The sequence below is a fragment of the Pseudomonas baetica genome, from assembly GCF_051216495.1.
Classification (GTDB): Bacteria; Pseudomonadota; Gammaproteobacteria; order Pseudomonadales; family Pseudomonadaceae; genus Aquipseudomonas; species Aquipseudomonas baetica_B.
The window spans coordinates 1-23100 of the sequence record NZ_JBPKAM010000016.1 but is presented as its reverse complement, the minus strand read 5'-3'; the positions used below and the strand labels follow the sequence as shown (position 1 = coordinate 23100).

Genomic DNA, 23100 nt, shown 5'->3' with positions numbered 1-23100 from the left:
GGTTCAGTCACCACTGATGTTGAATGAACAACCGCAATCGCCAGCAGGCTGGCTCCCACAGGGCAATGTGTGAATCCGTCAGGCCAGGGCCGGCAACGGCCCTAGCTTGCCCTTGTGGTAGATCATCGGCGTCACGGGCTCCTCGGGCAGGATCAGGTTCTTCACGGCGCCAACGATGATCGCGTGATCACCACCATCGTATTCGCGCCACAGTTCGCACTCGATGATGGCCGTGGCCCTGGCCAGAATCGGATTGCCCAATGCGCTCAAATGCCAGTCGATGCCCTTGGCTTTTTCCTTGCCCTTGCCGGCGAAAGCGTAAGCCTCGGCCGTCTGGTCGGCGGACAGCAGGTGGATCGCAAACTGCTTGCTGTCGCGCAGCACCGGGTAGGTGTCGGAGCCATAGTTGGGGCAGAACAGCACCAGCGCCGGATCAATCGACAGCGCACTGAAGGCGCTGGCGGTGATGCCGACGATGCCGCCTTCGGAGTCCAGGGTGGTGACCACCGTGACGCCGGACGGGAATGAGCCCATGACGTCTTTATAAATGCCGGGTTCGATCATTTCGCAGGACTCCTAACGCATCACGAATGGATCAGGCATGGGTGCCTGGGAGAGGTTGATCCACACCGTTTTCAGCTCGGTGTAGGCCAGCACCGAATCGATGCCGCTTTCGCGTCCATAGCCACTGTTCTTGAAGCCGCCGATCGGCGCCATGGCCGACACGGCGCGGTAGGTGTTGACCCAGATGATCCCTGAACGCACGTCCCGGGCCAGGCGATGGGCGCGGCCCAGGTCGCGGGTCCAGATACCGGCCGCGAGGCCGAATTGCGAGTCGTTGGCGATGGCCAGGGCTTCGGCTTCGTCCTTGAAACGGATGACCGAAGCCACCGGGCCGAACACTTCTTCCTGCATGATCTTCATCGAGTTGCGATCGCACTCGAACAGGGTCGGCTCATAGAACCAGCCGTCGCCCACGCCCACCGGACGCTTGCCGCCCAGACGCAGGCGAGCGCCTTCGGCAATGGCATCCGCGACCAGTCCTTCGACCACCGCCAGTTGCTGCGCAGTGGCCATCGGGCCCATTTCGCTGCTGTCATCCGAAGGGTTGCCGATGCGAATGCGCTGGGCGCGCTCCACCAGGCGGCCGACGAATTCATCGTAGATCTCGTCCTGCACCAACAGGCGCGATCCCGACACGCAACTCTGCCCGGAGGCAGCGTAGATTCCGGCGATGGCGCCGTTGATCGCGCTGTCGAGGTCGGCGTCGGCGAAGATGATATTTGGCGATTTGCCGCCCAGTTCCAGCGACAGCTTGGCGAAGTTCTCGGCGCTGCTGCGAACCACATGGCGAGCCGTGGCCGCCCCGCCAGTGAAGGCGATCTTGCGCACCAGTGGGTGACGGGTCAGGGCGGCGCCGGTGCTTGGGCCGTAACCGGTGACGACGTTGACCACGCCCGGCGGAATCCCGGCTTCCAGTGCCAGACGCGCCAGTTCGAGAATGGTCGCCGAGGCGTGCTCGGACGGCTTGATCACGATGGTGTTGCCCGCCGCCAAAGCCGGGGCCAGTTTGATTGCGGTCAGGTACAGTGGGCTGTTCCACGGAATGATTGCCGCGACCACGCCCATGGCTTCGTGCACGGTGTAGGCAAACAGGTCTGGCTTGTCCAGGGGCAGGGTGCCGCCTTCGAGCTTGTCCGCAAGACCGGCGGTGTAGTGGAAAAACTCCGGCAGATAGCCGACCTGGCCGCGGGTCTCACGGATCAGCTTGCCGTTGTCGCGGCTTTCCAGCTGGGCCAGTTGCTCCTTGTTTTCGGCGATCAGGTCACCCAGGCGACGCAGCAACTTGCCGCGCGCCGTAGCAGTCAGGCCGCGCCAGGCCGGACTGTCGAAAGCGCTCTGCGCAGCCTGTACGGCGCGCTCGACATCGGCTTCGTCGGCATCGGGCAGCTCGGCCCAGGCTTCGGCCAGGGCAGGGTTCAGGCTTTCGAAAGTCTTGCCGGAGAGGGCATCGACCCATTCGCCGCCGATGCACATCTGGAAACGTGCGAGTGTCATGCAACGATCCCCTTCAAATGGTTGGGTCGGGAGTGCGCCTTATCGAGAAATTCCAGCAACAGCTGGTTGACCAGGCGCGGCGATTCTACGGGCATCATATGCCGCTGTTCGGGAAGTACGGCAGCCGTTGCGCCGGGAATGCGCGCGGCCAGTTGCTCGGCCATCTCCGGGGTCGAACCGGGGTCCAGCTCGCCGGTGGCGACCAGGGTCGGCACCTGGATACTGGCCAGGTCGTCGGCGCGGTACATGTCCTGGGTGGCGAACAGTTCATAGGTGGTCAGGTAGCCCTGCGGATCATTCTGCGCGAGCGTCTGGCGCAAAGCGGCGATCTGCGCTGGGTTGGCCGCCTGATATTCGCGGCTGAACCAGCGCGACAGTGCGGCTTCGGCGTTGGCATCCGGGCCGTGTTCGGCGGCCTGGGCCGTGCGGGCGATGACGCCGGCGCGTTGTTCCTCGGTGCGGTTGAACACGCTGTTGAGCACCACCAGGCTTTGCAGGCGTTGCGGGTAGTGCAGGGCAAAGGCCCGCGCCACCAGTCCGCCCATGGAAAAGCCGATCACCGCGGCCTTGGGCAATTGCAAGTGATCGAGCAGCTCCAGCAACTGATCGGCATAACCGAGCAGGGGAGTGCCGCTTTCCGGGCGAGGGCTGGCGCCATGACCGAGCATGTCATAGGCGATGACGCGATAATTTGTGGCCAGGCCAACGATCTGGCCGCCCCACATTTCTTTGTTCAGGCCCACGCCGTGGATCAAAACCACGGGCTGGCCTTGGCCGGTCGCCAGGTAACTGGTGCCAGCCGGGGTGCGTTCAGCGGTGAGCCGAATCATGGAGCGCTCCTGCATACCTTTTTGTTGTAGTGACCGATCTGCTTACCGGGCCTTTTCAGCGGCCAGTTCTTCCAGATCGATGTATCGGTTGCCGATGCGTGGGTGAATGCGGCCGCCATCGGCGCAACCCAGGACGACGACGATTTCGTCGGCGCGGGGTGCGTCTTCGATTTGCATTTCCAGGGTGATGTAGTGCGAACGCAGGCCTTCGTCGTCCTTGTGCATCATCGGAATCTGGATCGAAGTGCCCGGACCGCCGCGCTTGTTGGTGAAGCTCAGGTAGCTCTTGGCCTTGACCGCTTCACGGTAGTGGTTGCCGAAGCGCAGGGTGTGGATGACGGCGGAGGCGTGTTCGATTTCGCCATCAGCGCCAACCACAGCCGCCTTGCCATAAGCCTCGATCTTCTCGGCACCGCCGATGATGCCCACCAGACGCTCGACCATCATTGCGCCCAGATCGGAGCAGTTGGCGCGGATCTGCGGTTTCAGGTCTTCGACAAAGCCGTTACCCACCCAAGGGTTTTTCATCACCACCGCCAGCCCGACCATGGTCACGGGTTTATCGGTGGCCTTGCCGCCTTCGATAAAGGTTTCTTCGACATAGCTGACGATCTTGCGGATTTCGAAACTCATGAGCTGCTCCGTATCGGGGTAAGAAGTGTCTGTGCGTATGATGGTATACCATAATATCGGTTGTGCAAGAGGCTTGAACGGGTTTCTGGTCGGATGGCGATGAAAAGGGGGATGAAGCGGAAATGGAACTCAGTCGATTGACCCCTGTGGCGAGGGGATTCATCCCCGTTGGGCTGCGAAGCGGCCCCCCGCATTTTTTCAGGCAAGCCGTGCATGCAGTGCTTGCGACGGCTGCGCCGCCGAACGGGGATGAATCCCCTCGCCACAGGGGACCCGGCACAAGATGGCTGACGTTTGTCCGTTAGGCGATATGTACTGGCTTACTAGCGTTAGCCGGTCTTCTCGCGTCGGAGTAGAGTCGAGTCCACGTTCCTGGCAAACCCGGATGATCCCGATGACTCGCCCCCGTTTTCTCCCTGATAACTTCACCCTGACCCTGATCGGCGTGGTGCTTCTCGCCAGTTTGCTGCCCGCCAGCGGGCAAGTGGCAGTGGGCTTCGGCTGGTTGACCAACGTCGCCATCGCGCTGCTGTTTTTCCTGCATGGCGCCAAGCTCTCGCGTGAGTCGATCATCGCCGGCGCCGGCCACTGGCGCCTGCATCTGCTGGTATTCAGCCTGACCTTCGTGCTGTTCCCGTTGCTCGGTTTGGCCCTCAAACCGGTGCTGTCGCCGCTGATCGGCGCCGACCTGTACATGGGCATGCTCTACCTCTGCGCGTTGCCCGCCACGGTGCAGTCGGCCATTGCCTTCACGTCTCTGGCTCGCGGCAACATTCCGGCGGCGATTTGCAGCGCGGCGGCGTCCAGCCTGTTCGGGATTTTCCTTACGCCGCTGCTGGTGACGATTCTGCTGAATGTGCACGGTGACGGCGGCTCGACCCTCGATGCCATCGTGAAGATCAGCGTGCAGTTGCTGCTGCCGTTCATTGCCGGGCAGATCGCGCGGCGCTGGATCGGTGCCTGGGTGGGACGCAATAAGAGTTGGCTGAAGTTCGTTGATCAGGGTTCGATTCTGCTGGTGGTCTACGGCGCGTTCAGCGAGGCGGTGAACGAAGGCATCTGGCACCAGATTCCGCTGCGGGATCTGGCCGGTCTGGTGGTGGCCTGTTGCGTGGTGCTGGGGCTGGTGTTGGTGGCCTCAACGGTGCTGGGCAAAGCCTTCGGTTTCAACCAGGAAGACCGCATCACCATCCTGTTCTGCGGTTCGAAGAAAAGCCTGGCCACCGGCGTGCCGATGGCCCAGGTGCTGTTCGCCGGCAGCACCATCGGCGTGTTGATCCTGCCGTTGATGCTGTTCCATCAGATTCAACTGATGGTCTGCGCGGTACTGGCGCAGCGCTATGCAAATCGCCAGGAAACGGTGGCTGAATTGATGGGGCAGGTGGATCCTTGATCGGTAGGGCTGTAAATCTTATTTATGCAAATTTGATATTAGTGCTATCCAATTAGTGCCGTTTATCAATCAATGCTCGAAGGGTAAGTTGCATCTCAACCATTGCAGGCCGAGAGCAACTTATGACGCGAACCACGATAAAGGCCACCTTACTGGCCGCCATGATTGGAATGTCCGGAGCCGAGGTTGAGGCCGAGGATTACAAGCAGAACCCATTCACCTTGACCTACGCCGGCGCGATCTCGAAGAACGAGCCGGGTAAGGTCAACATTCATCCGGTCACCTACAAGCTGAATGGCCTGGACATCGCCGCCAACGTCTACACCCCCGCGAACTATGACTCGGCGAAGAAATACCCGGTCGTGGTCGTGGCGCATCCCAATGGCGGAGTGAAGGAGCAGGTCGCCGGCCTGTATGCCCAGCGCCTCGCCGATCAGGGCTACATCACGATCACGGCGGATGCGGCGTATCAAGGTGCCAGTGGCGGTCAGCCGCGCAACGTCGACAAACCAGCCAATCGCATCGAAGACATCCATGGCATGGCGGACTTCATCGCCGGCTATCCCGGGGCTGATAGTGCGCGCCTGGGCTTGCTCGGTATCTGTGGTGGTGGCGGCTATTCATTGAAGGCGGCGCAGACCGACAAGCGCTTCCAGTCCATTGCGACCTTGAGCATGTTCAATTCCGGCCTGGTACGGCGCAATGGCTACCGGGATTCGCAGCTGTCCACCGTCCAGCAGCGTTTGCTACAGGCTTCGGCTGCCCGTGCCCAGGAAGCGGCCGGTGGCGAAATTCTCTATACCGGGGATGCCAAACTCACCGACGAACAGATCGCCAAATTGCCCTTTGATCTGTATCGGCAGGGATTCGAGTACTACGGCAAGACCCACGCGCACCCCAACTCGACCTTCCGATACACCCTGAGCAGCCTACTGGACTTGATGAGCTTCGATGCCACGGACCAGATCGAATTGATCGACAAGCCGTTGCTGATGATCGCAGGCAGCAAGGCCGACAGCCTGTATATGTCGGAACAAGCCTTTGCCAAGGCTACCGGCACCCCGGACAAGAAACTGTCCACCATCGATGGCGCGACCCATATCGAAACCTATTGGGTGCCCGAGTATGTGGACGTCGCCATTGGCCAGCTGAGCGCGTTTTACGCCCGCACGCTTTGACTTGAAGGAATTGGCACCATGAAAAATACGCTACTAGGCATTGCGGTGTGTGCCGCGGCTCCCTTCGCCAGCGCCGCCGGTGCTGAAAGTACCGGCGAATCCCGGTCCGTCCAACAAATCAGCCGTGCCGGCTCCCAGGCTTCCATGGTGGGGCCTGCTGATTACTTCACCGGGCAGGTGCGTGTCGATCCATTGTTTCCCGCCACCCGTGAAATCAATGCGTCGAGCGCCTACGTGACCTTCGAGCCAGGCGCGCGCTCGGCCTGGCACACTCATCCCGCCGGGCAGCGATTGGTGGTGGTTGCCGGTGTGGGCCTGACGCAGGAGTGGGGCAAGCCCGTGCAGGAAATCCTGCCGGGCGATGTGATCGTCTGCCCGCCGGGCGTCAAGCACTGGCACGGCGCTGCTCCGAGTAGCGCCATGACCCATCTGGCCGTGACCGGTACGGTGGAGGGCAAGAATGTCGATTGGCTGGAAAAGGTCACCGACGATCAATACAACGCCCTGAAGACGCCATCAGCGGTGTCCAACGAATGGCCCGTCTCCGAGGTGCTCTCCGCCCGGCAGCAGGCCATCCCGTTGATTGCCACCAGTATGGCTACCAGCGATATGCCAAGGCTCAGCGCTGCTTTGAACCGAGGACTGGATGCGGGGCTGAGCGTCAGCGAGGCCAAGGAAGTATTGGTGCAGCTCTACGCCTACAGTGGTTTCCCGCGCAGCCTGAATGCACTCGGCGAGCTGAAGAAAGTGGTGGATGAACGTAAGAAAAACGGCATCCAGGACGATCCGGGCCGTGCGCCGGGGCGTGTCATTCCTGCCGGCGGCGAACTGCTGGCGGTGGGCAGGGCCAACCAGACCCGCATTGCCGGGGCGCCTGTTCAGGGCCCGCTGTTCGACTTCGTCCCGGTGATCAACCAGTACCTGCAAACGCATTTGTTCGGCGACATTTTCGAGCGCGATAACCTGGACTGGCAAAGTCGCGAGCTGGCCACGGTCGCAGCGCTGGCGGCTACCCCCGGTGTGGAGTCACAGTTGCGCTCGCACATGGCCGCCAGCCTGCGGGTCGGCCTGACCGCTTCGCAATTGCGTCAACTCATCCAACTGCTGGCCGATCAGGGTAATGCCGATGCGGCCCGGCGTGCCGGGGAAGCACTGGATGCGACTCAGCCCAAATAGCGCAAGGCTTCGCGCAGCAAGGTGAAGGCCGGTGAACTCTGGCGCCGGCTCGGATAGTAGAGGTGGTAGCCAGAGAACGGCTCGCACCAGTCTTCGAGCACGCGAATCAAACGCCCTTGCGCGACATGTTCCTGCACCAGATCTTCGGGCATGTAGGCCAGGCCCAATCCCTGGAGGGCAGCCTCCAGGCGCATGGCAATGTTGTTGAACACCAACTGGCCTTCGACTCGCACGTTCAATTCTTGCCCGTCTTTCTCGAATTCCCACAGATAGAGACCGCCGTAGGTGGGCATGCGCAAAGTGATGCAGTTGTGCTGCATCAGGTCACCCGGAATATCCGGTCGCGGATACCGAGCGAAATAGGCCGGGGAACCGACCACCGCCATGCGCATGTCAGGCCCGATGCGCATGGCGATCATGTCCTTGGCCACTTGTTCGCCCAACCGGACCCCGGCGTCGAAGCCTTCGGCGACGATGTCGGTCAGGCCGTAGTCGACGATGATTTCGATGCTCAGATCAGGATTGTCGGGCAGCAGTTTCCCGAGCACCGGGTGCAGGATCGTGATTGCAGAATGCTCGCCGGCGGTGATGCGCAATTTGCCTGCCGGCTTGTCACGGAACTCGCTGAGCAAGGCCAACTCGCTGTCGATCTCTTCGAACCGGGGAGCGATCACCCGCAACAGGTGTTCGCCCGCTTCGGTGGCAGAAACGCTGCGCGTGGTGCGCGAAAGCAATCGGACACCCAGCCGTTCTTCCAACTGGCGCATGGCCCGGCTCAAGGCGGGTTGCGACATGCCCAGTTTGGCGGCGGCGCGAGTGAAGCTGCGCTCCTGTGCCACGGCGGCGAAGATCGCCAATTGATCGTAGCTTTCGGCGGTCATTTATTCGTTCCTGGTATGAACCAGTGGTGATTATGCCGATAAAGCGGTGGGAAAAACCGCAGCTAAAACCACCAGGCAAAAAAAAGCTGCCGGAGAGGGCAGCAGGAAAAGCACGCGGTGTATGGGCTGGATATTGCTGCAACCAGGTTACAGGGTGATGACAGCTGAACGGGACTCCCAATGAAGTAGGAAGTGTCCATGCCGGGCCCGTGATAGTGACAACGCGGTGACGAACAGGTGATGGCGAAATTCATTGGGCTGTCATCGGGGCGTCATCGAGCCCATGGCAGGATCGTCGGCAAACGCCCTGAGCGACCGGTGCAATGCCGTTCGCAGGCTGAAAAAAACTGCCAGGAATTCCTGCCATGAAAGCTGACGCCTCCCTGTTTGCGGCCATTGATCTGGGCTCCAATGCGTTTCGCTTGATGATTGGCCAGCCGGTCAAGCGCAACCGACAGCTCATGATCCGGGAAGTGAAAACCCTGCGTGAGCCCGTGCGATTGGCGGAGGGATTTCAAGGCGGGGCACTGGACGAACTGGCGTTGGATCGGGGGTGGCAGGCACTGGCGCGATTTGGCAAGAAACTGCGCGGCTTCGAAGCCGGGCGCGTGCGGGCAGTAGCCACCAGCGCCGTGCGTGAAGCGGAGAATGCCCAACTGTTCCTGGCCAGCGCGGAACGTCATCTGGGCTTTCGTATCGACGTCATTTCCGGACAGGAAGAAGCCCATCTGGTCTACGCCGGTGTTGCCCATACGATTCCCTGTCAGGAGAACATGCGACTGGTGGTGGATATCGGTGGTGGATCTACCGAGTTGATTCTGGGGCGCGGCGCGCAGCCTCTTGTCACCGAGAGTATTGCCATTGGCAGTGGTACCTTTGGTGCGCGTTACTTTCCAGGTGGACGCATCACCGCGCAGGCGTTGCTTGAAGCCGAGCTGGTCGCCACGCTGGAGTTCGACAAGGTGGCCCGTCGTTATCGCGCCAAGGGCTGGCAGCAGACTATTGGCTCTTCAGGCACGGCGCGCATGCTGGCCAAGATACTCGATGCCAACGGGTTGAATGACCCAGGCCAAAGGGGCATCACCTACAGTGGCTTGCTGCGTTTGTCGCTGCGCTTGATTGAAGTCGGACAGGTCAAAAAACTCCGCTTGGCAGGGCTGCAAGCCCATCGCCTGAGCATCTTGCCGGGCGGCGTGGTGTTGATGTTGGCGGCCTTCAAGGTCTTTGGCATCTCGCACATGACGCCTTCGGAGCCCGGCTTGCGGTTTGGTGTCCTGCACGGCTTGATGTCCCGACACTGACGGACACGACACCCCACTGTAGGAGCGAGCATGCTCGCGATGGAGGCACAGGCAACTCGGGGTGTCAGGCTGCCAGCGTTATCGTTAGCGACCATCGCGAGCATGCTCGCTCCTACAGGTTTTCGATCAACCATTCACTGAACGCCTGCGCACTGTTTTCACTGTCCCGATGGGTCAACAGGGCCCAATTCGGGCCGCGTATGGTTTGTTCCACCAGGGGTTGCAGCAAGCCGTTGGCGCGAGCCTGACGACTCAGTAACTCACTGACCAACGCAATACCGAGCCCGGCGCTTGCAGCATCCAGCAGCAGGCCGGGATCGGAGAAGTTCAGCCCCTGATCCTGCTGGCCGACATCAATGCCGGACTCCACCGCCCAATGACTCCAGTCCATTTCCCGTTCGCCGTGCAGGGTGGTGCGCTGTGACTGCGGCTGCGTGAGCAGGTTCGGGTGACAGGCCGGATAGAGGCGGTCTGCATACAGCACCTTGAAGCTGCATTCGGCCTGAGAGCTGATGTCATCGCGCACGGCGATGTCGATGGTCTGGGTGGCCATGTCCGGGACTTCATCGGTGCTGTAGATCCACAAATCGACCTGCGGATGCTGGCGGCGAAAATCCCCCAGGCGCGGCAGCAGCCAGTGACGGGCGAACGCCGGTGTGGTGTTGAGCACCAGTTGATTGGGTTTCTGGTACTGCCCCAGGCGGCGAATGCCCACGGACAGTTGTTGCAGCATGGCCTGGGTGGTGCTGAGCAGGTCATGGCCGGCATCGGTCAGGCTGACGCTGCGTCCGCTGCGAAAAAACAGCGGCTGTTCCAGGTACGCCTCAAGGCTGCGGATCTGCTGGCTGATGGCCGATTGGGTGAGGTGCAGTTCGGCGGCAGCCTTGTGGAAACTGCCTAAACGCGCGGCGGCTTCAAAGCCACGAAGGGTGCTCAGCGGCGGCCAGTGTTTAAGCATATTGATAAGTTCCTCTAATCACTTTTCTGCAAAATCCATCGTTTGTTTGCCCGTTTTTACGGCCGTAGCATGCATGCCAAGACCGCCAAGGCAGTTTTCCTTGAACACTATGGCTTAACTAAAAGGGCTTTTATCATGCTGCAGAATGAAATTCCAAACACCGGTTGGATGATGCCCGCGGAATGGGTTCGTCATGCCGCGACCTGGATGGTCTGGCCACACAACCAGGCCCTGTGGGAGTCGGGCTGGCGTGTGACCCTGGCACAGGTACAGGAAGATTTTGCTGGCGTGGCCAATGCCATTGCCCGATTCGAACCGGTGAAAATGGTCGTTGATCCGTCTGCTGTCGCCAGTGCCAAGGCCTTGTGCGGCGCCAACATCGAACTGATCGAGTTACCGGTGAACGACAGCTGGTGCCGCGATTCCGGCCCGAGTTTCGTCTGTCACCTGCAGCAAGGCCTGGCCGGGGTGAGCTGGCGCTTCAATGCCTGGGGCGGCAAGTCGGCCCATGACCTGGACGAAGGCCTGGCGCGCCGCGTACTCAATCACATGGGCTTGCCGTGCTTCGGCACGCCGCTGAGCAACGAAGGCGGGGCGATTCATGTCGACGGCGAAGGCACGTTGATTACCACCGAATCGGTGCTGCTCAACCCCAATCGCAACCCGGGCATGACCAAGGCCGAGATGGAAGAGATCTTTGCCCGTCTGTTGGGCGTGAAGAAAACCATTTGGCTGCCGGGGGATCCTGACTATGTCACCGGCGATATGACCGACGGCCATGTCGATGGCGTGTGCGCATTCGCCCGCCCTGGCGTGTTGCTGGTGGATGCCACCCATGACCAGCAATCGGTGTACGCCGAAGTGGCCCGGGAAAACCGCCGCGCCCTGGAGTTGGCGACCGATGCCAAAGGGCGCAAGTTCGAGCTGATCGAATTGTTCGAGGCCAGCGAAGCCGTGGACACCGAAGCCGAAGTGTTCTGCGCGTCCTACACCAACTTCTACATCGCCAACGGCGCGATCATCATGCCGGCCTATGGCATTGCCGCCGATGACGTGGCGGCACACACCCTCGCGCAAGCATTCCCCGGGCGTCGGGTGGTGCCGGTGCGGATCAACCATCTGGCCCATGGTGGTGGCGGGGTGCATTGCATCACCCAGCAACAACCCGCCTGGCCGGTGGAGGGTTGATGCCATGACTTTGTTGACCCTTGCTGTCACCCAGATGCCGTGCACCTGGGACCTGCAACGCAACCTCGATCAGGCCGAGCAGCTGGTGCGCGAGGCGGCGGCCAAAGGCGCGCAGGTGATCCTGTTGCAGGAGCTGTTCGCCACGCCGTATTTCTGCATCGAGCAAAGTCACCAGCACCTGGCGCTGGCCCAGGAATTTCGCGACAGCCCGGTGCTGCAACGTTTTGCCGCACTGGCCCGGGAGCTGGGTGTGGTGTTGCCGCTGAGCTGGTTCGAGAAGGCCGGTAACGCGTACTTCAATTCCCTGTGCGTGGCCGATGCCGATGGGCGTTTGCTGGGGGTGTATCGCAAGACCCATATTCCCAACGCCATCGGGTATCAGGAAAAGGAATACTTCAGCCCCGGCGACACCGGTTTCCGGGTCTGGGACACCGCGTTCGGGCGTATTGGCGTGGGCATCTGCTGGGACCAATGGTTCCCCGAAACCGCGCGTTGCCTGGCCTTGATGGGCGCCGAAGTGCTGCTGTTTCCTACGGCCATCGGCTCCGAGCCCGGTTGCGCCAGCCTGGATTCCCGTGACCATTGGCAAATGACCATGCGCGGTCACGCGGCCGCCAACATCCTGCCGGTGGTGGCGTCCAATCGCGTGGGTCGGGAAGCGGCGACCCTTGATCCGACCTTGCAGATGAGCTTCTACGGCTCGTCCTTCATCAGTAACCACAAAGGCAAATTGCTCGCCGAGGCCGACCGCGACAGCACGGGCGTGCTGGTGCACAGCCTGGACCTGGCCGCCATGCGCGAAGAACGCCTGAGCTGGGGTATTTATCGCGACCGTCGTCCGGAAATGTATGGCGCCATGCTGAGCCAGGACGGTCGGCACATCCATGCACGCTGGAATGGCCAAGGAGTCTGACATGCGTATGCCCAACAAACTCTTGCCCTGCCTGCTGGGGCTGGGCGTCAGCTGTGCAGTAACGTCGCTGCACGCCGAGGACAAAACCCTGCGGTTGTACAACTGGGCCGATTATTTCGCCGAGGACACCCTGAGCCGGTTCACCGCCGAAACCGGGATCAAGGTGATCTACGACGTCATGGATGGCAGCGAAACGCTGGAAGCCAAGATGCTGGCCGGCGGTAGCGGTTATGACCTGATCTTTCCCGGCGACACCGTGGCCGAACGCCTGGTGCGCGCCGGCAGCCTGCAACCGCTGGACCGCTCGAAACTCACGGAGCTTGCCGACGTCGAACCCGGCCTGCAAAAGCTGCGCAAACAGTACGAGCATTCGAGCCAGGCCACTGTGCCTTATACGTGGGGCACCATCGGCATCACCTATAACGAAGAGCAGATCCACAAGCGCATGCCCGATGCCCCGGTCAACAGCCTGGACATGTTGTTCAATCCGGAACTGGCGTCGAAGTTCGCCGATTGCGGCATTTCGATGATCGACTCGCCGGACGAAGTGCTGGCGGTGGTGCTCAATTACCTGGGGCGCGAGCCGCGCAGCGCCAAACCCGAGGACCTGAAGGCAGCCAGTGAGCTGTTGCTCAAGCTGCGACCCTACATCCGCAAGTTCCAGTCGCAACCGGTGACCGACCTGGTCAACGGCAACCTGTGCCTGTCCCTGGGCTACAGCGGTGACATGACTCAGGCCCAGCGCACTTCGGACCTGGCCGGCAAGAAGACAGACTTCCAGTATCGCATTCCCCGCGAAGGCACCACGGTGTGGATGGACACCATGGCCATACCGGTCGATGCCAAGCATCCGGAGTACGCCTATGCGTTCATCAACTTCGTCATGCGACCGCAGAACATGGCTGCCATCAGTAACTTCACCGGCTACCCGACGTCGAATGCCAAGGCGCGGCCGAGTGTCGATGCATCGATGCGCGATAACCCGGACATCTACATCGACGAAGCCACCTATGCTCGGTTGATCCCGGGCAAGGACATTCCCCAGGCCGACATGCGCGCACGCATGCGCACCTGGACCAAGTTCAAGACGGCCACAAGCCAGTGATGCAGTGCTGACCCTGTGGGAGCGAGCCTGCTCGCGAAGACATTATCAAATTCACCACAGCAACAACTGATTCAATACACCCAAACCTCAACCCGCCGATTCTTGATCCGTCCTTCATCCGCACTGTTGGCCGCCACCGGCATTTCGGCGCCGAAGCCGCGAATCTCGCGCAACACCACGCCGCTTTTCACCAGCTCCCGCCGCACCGCCATGGCCCGCAGTTTCGACAACAGATCGGCACGTGCCGGGTCGCTCTTGGCATCGCCGAAACCCACCAGCGTGACCTGCCGATCGGTCTTGTCATGCTGCTTTATATAGTCGAGCACCCGCGACAGGTCCTGTCGGGCCTTGTTGTCGAGGCTGGCGCTACCTTCTTCGAAACGAAAGTTCACCGACAGGCGCTGGGCGTGGCGGCTGAGTCCCTGGTAACCCTCGGGCATCAGCGCATTCGGCGTGACGGCCATGGCCTGCACGGTCTGGGCGATGAAACCGTTGGCGGCGACAATTGCCTGGCCCTGGCTGCTCTGGGCGAAAGCGACCAGTGCCTCGGCCCAGGGATTTTTCCGGCCAGGCGGTAAATAAAGGAACAGTCGGCGGGACAGTGGATAGTCTTCGGTGGCAATCAGGCTGTTGAGTGGCAGCATCGCCTGGGATTGACCATCGACAATCGCCACGGCTTTGGCCTGACGCACGTAGGGCAGGCCAATGAAGCCAATGCCTTGCGGGTCGAGGCTGACCGCATCGGATAATTGTTCGCTGGATTCGAAGCGTTTCGCGGTGCTGCTCAGGGTTTTTCCGCGGCCACTGAGCACCAGTTCCTTGAACGTATCGTAAGTGCCGGACTGATCATCCCGGGCATACAGATGAATCGTCCCGCCGCGGCCGCCGAGTTCTTCCCAGGTTTTGATTTCGCCGCTGAAAATGCGCGCCAGTTGCACGGTGTCGAGCTGGCCCAGCGGGTTTTGCGGGTGAAGGATAATCGCCAGCCCATCGATGGCAATCACCTGTTCGGCGCCAGGACTTTTCAGGTCACCCAGGGATTCGAGATTGACCAGTTCGCTGTCCTTGATCGGTCGCGAAGACGCCGCGAGATCGGCGCTGCCGGTTTTCAATGCACTGAAACCGGTGCTGGAACCGTGAGCCGCCAGTTCCACCTCGACCCGGCGGCCCTGAACGGTTTCACCGACGATCCGCAGCTCATTGGCCTTGTCCGGGGTCTCACGGTGAACTTTGACAAGCCCCTGTTGGCGTAGCAAACCCTCGACCAGCGCCGGCCCCAGCGCCGCGCCGATGGTGTTGGAGCCCTGGATGCGCAGCACCGTGCCCTGTCCCGGCGTCGGCAAATCATTGGCCGAGGCCGCCAGCGGCAGGCAGGCGCAGATCATCAACAGGAATAAACCGCGCAGCGTCATGCCGGCACCTTGCATCGTGAAAGAGGTGCGGGGAGATTAAGTCAGTAAGGTTTCTGAAAGATGACAGTTTTCGGTGTGGGCGAGTTAGCTTGTCGCAGTGTTGAGCGCGTTATCGTTCTTCGCGAGCAGGCTCGCTCTCACACTTGATCTCCATGGCACAAAAATTTTGCACACGGCGTAGACCCCCTGTGGGAGCGAGCCTGCTCGCGAAGGCGATCCGAGAGGCAACCGAAGCCTCAAGTAATGAAAAAAAACCGTGACCCTCCCCCAAGGGTCACGGTTTTTAAGCCCCGCGATTACCGCTGCAACACAGTCGCCTCGTTGGCGTTGCCGTACTGTTGGATGTTGGCGGTCTGGGTCATGCCGCTCTGGTCGACGCTGGCAATGTTGCCGGTGCCGCCCTGGGTGACGTAGGCCACGTTCATGGTGTCAGCCTGTTTGACGGTGATCAGGTTGTCGTCGCCATACAGCTGAGTGGTGTAGGCCTGGTTGCGGGTGCCTTCCTGGTTGAACTCGGTGCTGTTGCCGGTGCCGTTGGTGGTGCCCTGGGCCAGGTTGGTGGTGCCGCGCTGGTCGGCGATCAGGATGTTGTCGGTGCCGTTCTGGTCGAAGTACAGCTCGTTGTAAGAGTCGGCCTGGCTGATCGTGGTTTTGTTGCCGTAGCCGGTCTGGTTGGTGGTCATGATGTGGCCGACGCCGTCTTGTTTGAAGCTGGCGATGTTGCCGTCGCCGTTCTGGTTGACGGTGGCGAGCTGGCTGCTGCCGAATTGACCGCCCAGTTGCGGGCCTTTCCAGTTGCTGGCGTAAACCTTGTTGTCGTTACCCACCGAGTTGGTGTTGAGCACGTGGCTGTCGCCGCTCTGGTAGGTGAAGTGCGTGTTGCCGGAGCCTTCTTGATAGATCCCGAGCGTGGAGCCGACAGACTCGTACTGGTCGGCGTAAACAGCGTTCAGGTCGCCGACTTGCAGCACGTTGGCGACGTTGCCTTCACCGAAGCTCTGGTCAACGATGGTTTCGTTGCTTTGCCCGTATTGGTTGATGGTGGCCTGGCTGCTGACCTGGGTGTCTTGCCAGACCTCGGTGCCGTTGCCGTCACCGTACTGGTTGATGGTCAGGTTGCTGCCCGAGCCGTAGCGCTGGTCGCCGTAGGCGTAGTTGGTGCTGCCGGCCTGGTTGATATCGATCTGGCCGCCCATCTGGTTGATCTGTTCGGCAGTGGCGTAGTTGGTGTCACCGTACTGGATGATTACAGCGTTGTTGCCCCCGCCCAGCTGGATCTGTTCGATGTTGGCTTCGTTGCTGTCACCGTACTGAAAGGTCTTGCCGGAAGTGCCTTCCTGACTGTCCTGATAGACGAATGAGAAGTTGCCGTTGCCTTCCTGCTGTTGCAGTGCTTCACCGCTACCGACACCAATGGACTGGCTGGCGTGGGCAGTGTTGAACGTGCCGATCTGGTTCTGGGTGATGGTGCTGTTGTCTTCGAACAGCTGTTCGGCGTAGCCGGCGTTGTAGTCACCGGTCTGGTTCTGGGTAATGGTGCTGGTGGCCGTGTCCTGCACGGCGGCCGCATTGTTGCCCACGCCCGATTGTTCCTGGGTGGCGGTGCTGAAGGGTGCCGCGGTCTGCTTCACGTCGGCGATGTTGGCGTCACCGAACTGGTTCTGGGTCGACACGCTGTCATCGGCCAACGCCTGGGCACTGACAATGACGAGGATGGCGGCGGTAAGGGGCGTCAGTTTGAACATGATGAAACCTCCAAGTGGTGCAGTGCTTTAACGAAATTGAGTGACCGATACGCTCATTCCATTTCCTGCCTGGGTCACAGCACTCTGCTGCCCCGTGCCGGCCTGGACGATGCTGGCGTCGTTGTTGTTGCCGTTCTGGGATATCTCTGCGCGGTTGTGGCTGCCGCTTTGAACGATCGAAGCGGCGTTGCCGTAACCTTGCTGGTTGATCAATGCCATCAGGTCGCTGCCTTGTTGCAGGATGTAGGCTTCCTGATTGCTGCCCGACTGAACGATCTGGCCAAGCAGTGACTGGCCGTTCTGTTGCAACAGCGCGATGTTGGCCTGGCCGTTCTGATCGATCAGGGCGTGCTGGCCCACCGGTGGTGGCAGCTCGCCGAGATCGGCGCCGGGCGCCAGGTCATCGTTTTCCATCAAGTCGTCGGCTCGCGCGCCTGCGCCGATGCACAGCAGGAGCAGGCAGAGCAGGGCGGCGGTCGACGTTTTCATAGCGTTCTCCTTACGCGGGAGGCCTGCCCCATCCACTCACCGAGTGAATGGGGCGTGGACTCAGTTCGAGATCACCTGCACGGTGCGCACGGTGCCTTGGGACGAACTGATGGTTGCGGTCGGGTTGGCCGACGGAACCACGTTGGTGATGTTGTTCGCCGTGAACCGCCAGCGTCCGGTCACCGGCACCGTGGTGGTGCCCAGGGTTTGCAGTCCGGTCGGGGTGGTGACCTTGATGGTGATGGTGTTGCCGGTGGTCACCGACGAGGTCCCTGCAAAGTCCCAGGTGAAGCGGTTGTTGGAGCGGGCCGACACCGTGGCCGTGGTCACCGCGAAGGTTTCCGCGGCTGGCCGTGGCGAGACTTGCACCGTGACCGTGGCCGGCGTCGCCGACACAGCACCGAAGCTGTCCCGGACGAAGTAGGTGAAGGTCGTGGTGAAGGCCGTGGTGACCGTGGCCGGTGGGTTATAGGTCAGGACCGTGCCATCGCTGGTGACGGTGCCGCGACCGGTTGGTGGTTGCGAGAAGCTGGCGATAGCCAGCGGCAGGTTGCCTTCCGGATCGGTATCGTTCACCAGAACGTTGATTGGTACCGATACACCCAAGGTCGCAATGCTGTCAGCGACCGCCGTTGGAGCCTGGTTAGGCGCCACGGTAATGGTCACTGTCCCTGCCGTGGTCGAGGCCAGGCCTTTGGCGTCTTGCGCCTTGTAGGTGAAGGTCGTGGTCAGCAGTGCGTTCACCACGGCCGGTGGGGTGTAGACCACGGCGGTGGTTCCGCTCATCGCCACGGTGCCCTGGCCGGGGGCCGGCTGGGTCAGCTCGGTGATGGTCAGCGGTGTGTTGCCGTCCGGATCGGTGTCGTTGGTCAGCGGGCTGAGGGTGATCGGCACCCCGAAGCTGGTGCTGCCGGTATCAGCGTTGGAAATCGGCGCCTGGTTCTCGCCGGTGTCCGGTGCTGTGCCGACGACGACCACGGGCTCTGTGTCGCTACCGCCGGCGGCCGATTTGATCGTCACGGTGGCCGGTGGTTGCGGCAGGTCGGCGACGGTCAGGGTTTGCAGGGTGCCGGATTTGGTCAGCCGTCCGAAGCCCTGGGCGACCATGTCCGGCACCACCACTTCATCGGTGGAGCTGGCTTCAATCAACAGGCTGTGGTTGCTCCAGTTGTAGCGGGCGGTCTGGACTTTCACCACGTCGGTGAGTTTGCTCGATACGGCGGTAGGACGGGTGACGCCACTTGGGTCGGTCGCGGTGACCACCACCACCGAAGGAACGGTGGTACCGGTCAAACGGCTGCCGAAATACTGGCCAGTGTTGTCGCCCGTCATGGGGGTCAGGCAAGGCGTCTGTGGCGGTCCGGGAACCAGGGCCACGGTTTCGCGGAAGCACAGGTTTGAACTGTTGGCGGATTTGCCAAAGACCTCCACCCGGGTACTGCTGGTGCCCGGACCGGTAGAGGTGCGGCGATACGTGGCGCGTCCGATTTCCACAGGGGTTTGCGCCCGGCTGTCGAGGACCTTGCCCGATACGGTAAAGAGGTTGGTCTCGATGGTCCCGGCCGGGCCCTGGATACGTACGAAGTTGGTGTTGTTGGGGCTGCCGGTGACAGGCTCGGTGAGGTTCGGGTCGCCGACGAAGGTCTCGATCCCGCCGGTGTCCGGGTTCACCTCGGTGTAAGGTCCATTGACACTGCGCAGGAATGGCCCGACAGCGCCATTCAATGCACCGCTGAAAACCCCGGGTGCGCCGACGCCGATATCTCGGGTGATATTGATTGCCCGACGACCGGGTGTGGTGACATTGACCGTTTCAACACCGTAAGGGTGAGTAATGGTGTAGGTCCCGGCAACGGGCACGTTGATCCGCATACGTATCCGGGCGAAGCTGATTTGATCGCCATCAAGCGGGTTTCCACCGGCGAACGCGGCTTCTATCCCTGCTACGTAGGCATCCATACCGTAGCCGGCGGCATTATTGGGGATGGTGGTCTCGGCGAGGAACCAGAAGGCTTCGTCTGGCCAGTTATCCGGGAACACCATCGGCAATGTGTCATCGAAGACGCCGGGAGTCGGCAACAGGGTGCACATGTAGGCCGGTGGCACGGTGACCGGTACTCGCGAGCTGGCGGCCCGTGACTGGCACAGTTCCATCGACAGTAGATTATTGTCCTGATACCACATGGGGAATTTCCCCGTGGCGAAGGTATAGGGGCCGGGGTCGACGGCAGCGAGTTGCGCGAATGCACTGCCGGACAGCGAGAGAGTCAGCCCGAGCGCGTTGAGCGCGAAGCGTGGCCACTTGTTCATGATGCCTCCTGATGCGGATCTGGGCATGAGAGCGTTCATTGCACGATGACCACTTCTTCGGTATCGCTGCCGCCGTTGGATGACGTCACCGTGACCTTGGCTGGCGGAATCGGCGAGATGCCGGTCGAGAGGGTCTTCTCTGCGCCATCGCCGCTCAGGGAGCCGATGGCGACCCCGGTGCCGGAAGTGGCGACGAGGACCGGTGGCGATGTTTCATCGCTGGTCGAGGCCACGATGGTCAGTTGCCCGGTGTTCAGGTTGTACTGGGCCTGGGAGATCACCACCAGGTCGCTCAGTGGCGTGGTCACCGTGGTCGGCGTGCTGGTGGGGATGGCCAGGTGGTTGTCGGCCGTCACCTGCAAGTTGCTCGGCAGCGTCGGGTTGGTGGGTGACTGGGCGTACCAGTGACCGGTGGTGTCGGCCTCGGTCAGATTCAGTGCCGGGTTGTTGCTGTCCAGGGTCACGGTGGCCGGTGGCGGTGGGGCCACTACGAAGACATCCTGTTGGGCCACTGGGGCGCTTGGCCCGGCCTTGCGCGAGTAGGTGCTGCGCTCGGCAATGATCGGAGTGGGGCGGACCACCGTCGACAATTTGCCGGAAATGGCCATCACCGTCGTGCGCAAGTCCAGCCCGTTGGGCCCTTCGATGCGAATGTAATTGGTGTTGAACGGGCTGCCGGTGAAGGCCTCCTCCAGATTCGGATCGCCAACAAACTGCTCGGCGGCACCGGTGATCGGGTTGGTCTCGGTGTAGGGTCCGTTGAGGCTGCGCAGGAACGGCCCAATGTCACTCTTGAGCGCGCCATCGTAGGTTTTTGCCTCGCCGATACCGATGTCCCGGGTCATGTTGATCGCACGACGGCCGGGGGTATCGACGTTGAACACATCGACGCCGTAAGGGTGGGTGATGACATAGGTGCCGGCGGTAGGCACATCGACCCGGATTCGGATACGGCCGAAACTGATCTGGTCGCCTTCGAGCGGGTCGCCGCCGCTGAAGGCTGCTTCAACGGCGCTGACGTAGGTCAGGTCGATGCCGCGGGCGGCATCGACGATGCTGCCGTCACCCGTGAACCAGAACGCTTCATCGGGGAAGTTGGTTGGGAAGACCAAGTCCTTGGTATCGTCGAAAATACCGGGCGCAGGCAGCAGGCTGCACATGTAAGTCGGCGCACCGGGTGCACTGGCAACCCTGGAACTGACAGCTTTTGACAAGCACAAGTCGAGGGTTCGTCCGTGGGTGTCCTGGTACCAGGAAGCGAATCCGCCATTGGCGGGCACATAAGGACCGGGGTCTACAGCAAACAGCGCAGCCTGGGCAACGCCTTGGGCCAGAGCGGTCACAGCGAGTGCGATCGCGGTTTTGGACAGTAAAGGGTGCATGAGTATTCCCTCTATCAGAGTACCTGCCCCTTGGGATTGGGCCAGTTGGCAGGTCTTCGGCAACTCCCATGCCAATCGGCGAAAATAACCGTGAGAAGCCCGGTACACAGGCGTTTACCTGACAATGGGGAAGCGTTTCCCCAATTGTGGGAACGGGCCACTTTCCCCAGCATTGGGGACAGATGGGGGCAACGAAACGGGGCGGGGGAAATGGGGGAGAGCACCACCCGAAATCGGGCAAACGGCCAGCAGTGGGCTATAAACCTATAGGGACAGTTCGGGCAGTTCGGGACAAGACATCCATGACCACGCTGGCAAAGACACTGGAATCCGATAAAGGCGATGTTCGCCTCAGTACACGCACACAACCGTTCAACCTGCTGCGCTGGTTTTCGCTGATCAGCATGGCGGTGATCGGCACGGTGGCGGTGGCGTTAGGCTCGGTGTCGACCAAGTTCGTGATTACCGAGAGCGTGCAGCGCGATGCGTTGTTGACCTCGCAATTCATCCAGGCAATCGCTTCGGCCGAAGTGCGCCATGTGTCGATGCCCAACGTGCGGACCATGGGCGAGCTGCTCGATCCGCGCAAGGACCGGGACTTTCCCGATGTCGATCCGCTGGCCCGTGCCAACGCCCGCGGCGAATTCCTCGACCACATCGAGCACTTGCCCGACGTGATCCTGGCCAACATTTACGCCCCCGACCGCATGGTGATCTGGTCAACCAACCCGGCGCTGATGGGCACTACGATTCATGCCGACGATGACCTTGATCAGGCCTTTGCTCAAAGAACGCCGGTGTCGGCCAGTTACCACGATGTAGACAAGTCGCGGATGGAACAGAAGTTCATCACGCCGCCGGAATACATCTTCATCGAGAACTACATCCCGCTATTCGATGCCGACGGCAAGAACGTCACGGCGATGGTCGAGATCTACAAGGAACCCCAGGACCTGATCAATCGCATGGAGCGCGGCCTGGTGCTGATCTGGCTGGCCACTGCCCTGGGCGGCGGCCTGATTTACCTGGGGTTGTACTGGATCGTGCGGCGCGCGGCCATTCTGTTGGCGACCCAGCAAAAACAACTGATCACCAACGAAACCTTCGTCGCCCTGGGCGAAATGTCATCGGCGGTAGCCCACAGCCTGCGCAATCCACTGGCGACCATCCGCTCAAGCGCCGAACTGGCGCTGGAGTTTGACGACGGCGCCGCACACAAGAACATCAAGGACATCATCGGTCAGGTCGATCGCATGTCGAAGTGGGTACGCGAGTTGCTGCAGTCCTTGCGACCGCTCAATGACGAGGCCGAGCCGGTCAACCTGGTGGCGGCTTTGCATGACAGCCTCATGTCCTTCGAACAACAGATCGCCAATGGCCGGATCGATGTCGTGTTCGAGCCCAAGGAGACGCCCATGGTGCTGAGCCAGCAGGTGCAGTTGACGCAAATTCTCAACAGCCTGGTTTCCAATGCGCTGGAAGCCATGGACGAAGGTGGGACGCTGGCCATCACCCTGGAGCCCGCCGACGTTCGTGGTGTGCGCGTGGTCATCAGCGACACCGGCAAAGGCATGAGCGAAGAACAACGAAAAATGGCCTTTCGTCCATTCTTCACCACCAAGCAGGGCGGGCTCGGTGTCGGGCTGGTCCTGGTCAAGCGGATCATGGAGCGCTTTGGTGGCACCGTTGCGCTGGACAGTCGTGAAGGCGAGGGCACGTCCGTGCGTTTGTCGTTTAAGTTGGTTCCCTGAAATGGGTGGTGCGGTTCGCTTTTAAGATTTGGGATGGTGTACATATCCGTTTTTTCGGTAACGGCTGCTTATGGTTCCGCTCTTACAGCGGGTTACTTGGAAGAGCGCCAAGTAACCAAACGCTCTATCCCCTGACGTACGGCCCTTCGCTTAGGCTCAGGGTTCCCCAATTTCCTGTGGGAGCTGGCTTGCCAGCGAAAGCAATCTGACAGCTGACCAATCCCTCACGGAAATGTCGTTGATCTCATTGTGGGAGCGGGGGGGGGGGGGGGGGGGGGGGGGGGGGGGGGGGGTGTGGTGGGGGGGGGGGGGGGGGGGGGGGGGGGGGGGGGAGGGGGGGGGGGGGGGGGGGGGGGGGGGGGGGGGGGGGGGGGGGGGGGGGGGGGGGGGGGAGGGG

General features: G+C 61.4%; 19 protein-coding genes. 8 read left to right on the top strand and 11 right to left on the bottom strand.

Features of this window, described 5'->3' with window-relative positions; all coding sequences use genetic code 11:
* Positions 1 to 78 precede the first annotated feature (78 nt).
* The 4 genes from ACSFE6_RS08510 to ACSFE6_RS08495 are packed head-to-tail and all read right to left on the bottom strand — an operon-like array spanning position 79 to position 3521.
* Positions 79 to 564, bottom strand: a complete 486-nt coding sequence (locus ACSFE6_RS08510) for a flavin reductase family protein (protein WP_435427182.1) — start codon at positions 562 to 564, stop codon at positions 79 to 81.
* A gap of 12 nt (positions 565 to 576) precedes the next feature.
* Complete coding sequence (locus tag ACSFE6_RS08505) at positions 577 to 2058, bottom strand: aldehyde dehydrogenase (RefSeq protein WP_435427181.1); 1482 nt, start codon at positions 2056 to 2058, stop codon at positions 577 to 579.
* The gene (locus tag ACSFE6_RS08500; RefSeq protein WP_435427180.1) at positions 2055 to 2888 is read right to left on the bottom strand and encodes an alpha/beta fold hydrolase; all 834 of its coding nucleotides are present in this window, start codon (positions 2886 to 2888) and stop codon (positions 2055 to 2057) included. The genes ACSFE6_RS08505 and ACSFE6_RS08500 overlap by 4 nt, the downstream gene beginning before the upstream one ends.
* A 42-nt stretch (positions 2889 to 2930) precedes the next feature.
* Positions 2931 to 3521 carry an amino acid synthesis family protein gene (locus ACSFE6_RS08495; RefSeq protein ID WP_433770406.1) on the bottom strand — a complete coding sequence of 197 codons (591 nt, stop codon included), beginning with the start codon at positions 3519 to 3521 and terminating at the stop codon, positions 2931 to 2933.
* Between the two features lie 394 nt (positions 3522 to 3915).
* Between ACSFE6_RS08495 and ACSFE6_RS08490 the strand changes: the two genes are divergently transcribed.
* The 3 genes from ACSFE6_RS08490 (at position 3916) to ACSFE6_RS08480 (ending at position 7268) form a co-directional block, all read left to right on the top strand.
* Positions 3916 to 4914: a bile acid:sodium symporter family protein gene (locus ACSFE6_RS08490; protein ID WP_435427179.1), complete on the top strand. Its 999-nt coding sequence runs from the start codon at positions 3916 to 3918 to the stop codon at positions 4912 to 4914.
* Between the two features lie 122 nt (positions 4915 to 5036).
* A complete protein-coding gene (locus ACSFE6_RS08485) occupies positions 5037 to 6092 on the top strand; it encodes an alpha/beta hydrolase (protein ID WP_435427178.1) in 1056 nt (351 codons plus the stop codon).
* 18 nt (positions 6093 to 6110) lie between these two features.
* Complete coding sequence (locus tag ACSFE6_RS08480; RefSeq protein WP_435427177.1) at positions 6111 to 7268, top strand: (R)-mandelonitrile lyase; 1158 nt, start codon at positions 6111 to 6113, stop codon at positions 7266 to 7268.
* Here ACSFE6_RS08480 and ACSFE6_RS08475 read toward each other — a convergent pair.
* Entirely contained in the window at positions 7256 to 8149 is an 894-nt protein-coding gene (locus ACSFE6_RS08475; protein ID WP_435427176.1) for a LysR family transcriptional regulator, read from the bottom strand. The genes ACSFE6_RS08480 and ACSFE6_RS08475 overlap by 13 nt on opposite strands.
* Positions 8150 to 8514: 365 nt before the next feature.
* Here ACSFE6_RS08475 and ACSFE6_RS08470 point away from each other — a divergent pair, with 365 nt between their 5' ends.
* Positions 8515 to 9450 carry a Ppx/GppA phosphatase family protein gene (locus tag ACSFE6_RS08470; protein ID WP_435427175.1) on the top strand — a complete coding sequence of 312 codons (936 nt, stop codon included), beginning with the start codon at positions 8515 to 8517 and terminating at the stop codon, positions 9448 to 9450.
* Between the two features lie 112 nt (positions 9451 to 9562).
* Here the strand turns inward: ACSFE6_RS08470 and ACSFE6_RS08465 are convergent, their stop codons facing one another.
* Positions 9563 to 10408 carry a LysR substrate-binding domain-containing protein gene (locus ACSFE6_RS08465; RefSeq protein WP_435427174.1) on the bottom strand — a complete coding sequence of 282 codons (846 nt, stop codon included), beginning with the start codon at positions 10406 to 10408 and terminating at the stop codon, positions 9563 to 9565.
* Positions 10409 to 10543: 135 nt separating this feature from the next.
* Here ACSFE6_RS08465 and ACSFE6_RS08460 point away from each other — a divergent pair, with 135 nt between their 5' ends.
* The 3 genes from ACSFE6_RS08460 to ACSFE6_RS08450 are packed head-to-tail and all read left to right on the top strand — an operon-like array spanning position 10544 to position 13614.
* Positions 10544 to 11596 carry an agmatine deiminase family protein gene (locus ACSFE6_RS08460; protein WP_435427173.1) on the top strand — a complete coding sequence of 351 codons (1053 nt, stop codon included), beginning with the start codon at positions 10544 to 10546 and terminating at the stop codon, positions 11594 to 11596.
* Positions 11597 to 11600: 4 nt separating this feature from the next.
* A complete protein-coding gene (aguB, locus tag ACSFE6_RS08455; protein WP_435427172.1) occupies positions 11601 to 12509 on the top strand; it encodes an N-carbamoylputrescine amidase in 909 nt (302 codons plus the stop codon).
* 1 nt (position 12510) lies between these two features.
* Entirely contained in the window at positions 12511 to 13614 is a 1104-nt protein-coding gene (locus tag ACSFE6_RS08450) for an extracellular solute-binding protein (RefSeq protein WP_435427171.1), read from the top strand.
* 71 nt (positions 13615 to 13685) lie between these two features.
* On the opposite strand, the gene ACSFE6_RS08445 is transcribed toward ACSFE6_RS08450, so the two are convergent.
* The 5 genes from ACSFE6_RS08445 to ACSFE6_RS08425 all read right to left on the bottom strand — a co-directional run bounded on the left by ACSFE6_RS08445 (position 13686) and on the right by ACSFE6_RS08425 (position 20952).
* Positions 13686 to 15026: a substrate-binding domain-containing protein gene (locus ACSFE6_RS08445; protein ID WP_435427170.1), complete on the bottom strand. Its 1341-nt coding sequence runs from the start codon at positions 15024 to 15026 to the stop codon at positions 13686 to 13688.
* A 296-nt stretch (positions 15027 to 15322) separates the two neighbouring features.
* Positions 15323 to 16771, bottom strand: coding sequence for a curlin (locus tag ACSFE6_RS08440; protein ID WP_435427169.1), 1449 nt, complete (start codon positions 16769 to 16771; stop codon positions 15323 to 15325).
* 27 nt (positions 16772 to 16798) lie between these two features.
* Complete coding sequence (locus ACSFE6_RS08435) at positions 16799 to 17260, bottom strand: curlin (protein ID WP_435427168.1); 462 nt, start codon at positions 17258 to 17260, stop codon at positions 16799 to 16801.
* Positions 17261 to 17320: 60 nt separating this feature from the next.
* Positions 17321 to 19570: an Ig-like domain-containing protein gene (locus tag ACSFE6_RS08430; protein ID WP_435427167.1), complete on the bottom strand. Its 2250-nt coding sequence runs from the start codon at positions 19568 to 19570 to the stop codon at positions 17321 to 17323.
* A gap of 35 nt (positions 19571 to 19605) precedes the next feature.
* Entirely contained in the window at positions 19606 to 20952 is a 1347-nt protein-coding gene (locus ACSFE6_RS08425) for a hypothetical protein (RefSeq protein WP_435427166.1), read from the bottom strand.
* A gap of 302 nt (positions 20953 to 21254) precedes the next feature.
* On the opposite strand from ACSFE6_RS08425, the gene ACSFE6_RS08420 reads away from it, so the two are divergent.
* On the top strand, positions 21255 to 22703 hold the full coding sequence (locus ACSFE6_RS08420; RefSeq protein ID WP_435427165.1) for a sensor histidine kinase: 1449 nt from the start codon (positions 21255 to 21257) through the stop codon (positions 22701 to 22703).
* Positions 22704 to 23100 lie beyond the last annotated feature (397 nt).

Bases quoted from the DNA above. Each gene is read 5' to 3' on its own strand.
- ACSFE6_RS08420 (WP_435427165.1), top strand. From the start codon at position 21,255: ATGACCACGCTGGCAAAGACACTGGAATCCGATAAAGGCGATGTTCGC.
- ACSFE6_RS08465 (WP_435427174.1), bottom strand. From the start codon at position 10,408: ATGCTTAAACACTGGCCGCCGCTGAGCACCCTTCGTGGCTTTGAAGCC.
- ACSFE6_RS08510 (WP_435427182.1), bottom strand. From the start codon at position 564: ATGATCGAACCCGGCATTTATAAAGACGTCATGGGCTCATTCCCGTCC.
- ACSFE6_RS08480 (WP_435427177.1), top strand. From the start codon at position 6,111: ATGAAAAATACGCTACTAGGCATTGCGGTGTGTGCCGCGGCTCCCTTC.
- ACSFE6_RS08435 (WP_435427168.1), bottom strand. From the start codon at position 17,260: ATGAAAACGTCGACCGCCGCCCTGCTCTGCCTGCTCCTGCTGTGCATC.
- ACSFE6_RS08490 (WP_435427179.1), top strand. From the start codon at position 3,916: ATGACTCGCCCCCGTTTTCTCCCTGATAACTTCACCCTGACCCTGATC.
- aguB (WP_435427172.1), top strand. From the start codon at position 11,601: ATGACTTTGTTGACCCTTGCTGTCACCCAGATGCCGTGCACCTGGGAC.
- ACSFE6_RS08475 (WP_435427176.1), bottom strand. From the start codon at position 8,149: ATGACCGCCGAAAGCTACGATCAATTGGCGATCTTCGCCGCCGTGGCA.
- ACSFE6_RS08440 (WP_435427169.1), bottom strand. From the start codon at position 16,771: ATGTTCAAACTGACGCCCCTTACCGCCGCCATCCTCGTCATTGTCAGT.
- ACSFE6_RS08445 (WP_435427170.1), bottom strand. From the start codon at position 15,026: ATGACGCTGCGCGGTTTATTCCTGTTGATGATCTGCGCCTGCCTGCCG.
- ACSFE6_RS08505 (WP_435427181.1), bottom strand. From the start codon at position 2,058: ATGACACTCGCACGTTTCCAGATGTGCATCGGCGGCGAATGGGTCGAT.
- ACSFE6_RS08500 (WP_435427180.1), bottom strand. From the start codon at position 2,888: ATGATTCGGCTCACCGCTGAACGCACCCCGGCTGGCACCAGTTACCTG.
- ACSFE6_RS08485 (WP_435427178.1), top strand. From the start codon at position 5,037: ATGACGCGAACCACGATAAAGGCCACCTTACTGGCCGCCATGATTGGA.
- ACSFE6_RS08460 (WP_435427173.1), top strand. From the start codon at position 10,544: ATGCTGCAGAATGAAATTCCAAACACCGGTTGGATGATGCCCGCGGAA.
- ACSFE6_RS08470 (WP_435427175.1), top strand. From the start codon at position 8,515: ATGAAAGCTGACGCCTCCCTGTTTGCGGCCATTGATCTGGGCTCCAAT.
- ACSFE6_RS08425 (WP_435427166.1), bottom strand. From the start codon at position 20,952: ATGCACCCTTTACTGTCCAAAACCGCGATCGCACTCGCTGTGACCGCT.
- ACSFE6_RS08495 (WP_433770406.1), bottom strand. From the start codon at position 3,521: ATGAGTTTCGAAATCCGCAAGATCGTCAGCTATGTCGAAGAAACCTTT.
- ACSFE6_RS08430 (WP_435427167.1), bottom strand. From the start codon at position 19,570: ATGAACAAGTGGCCACGCTTCGCGCTCAACGCGCTCGGGCTGACTCTC.
- ACSFE6_RS08450 (WP_435427171.1), top strand. From the start codon at position 12,511: ATGCGTATGCCCAACAAACTCTTGCCCTGCCTGCTGGGGCTGGGCGTC.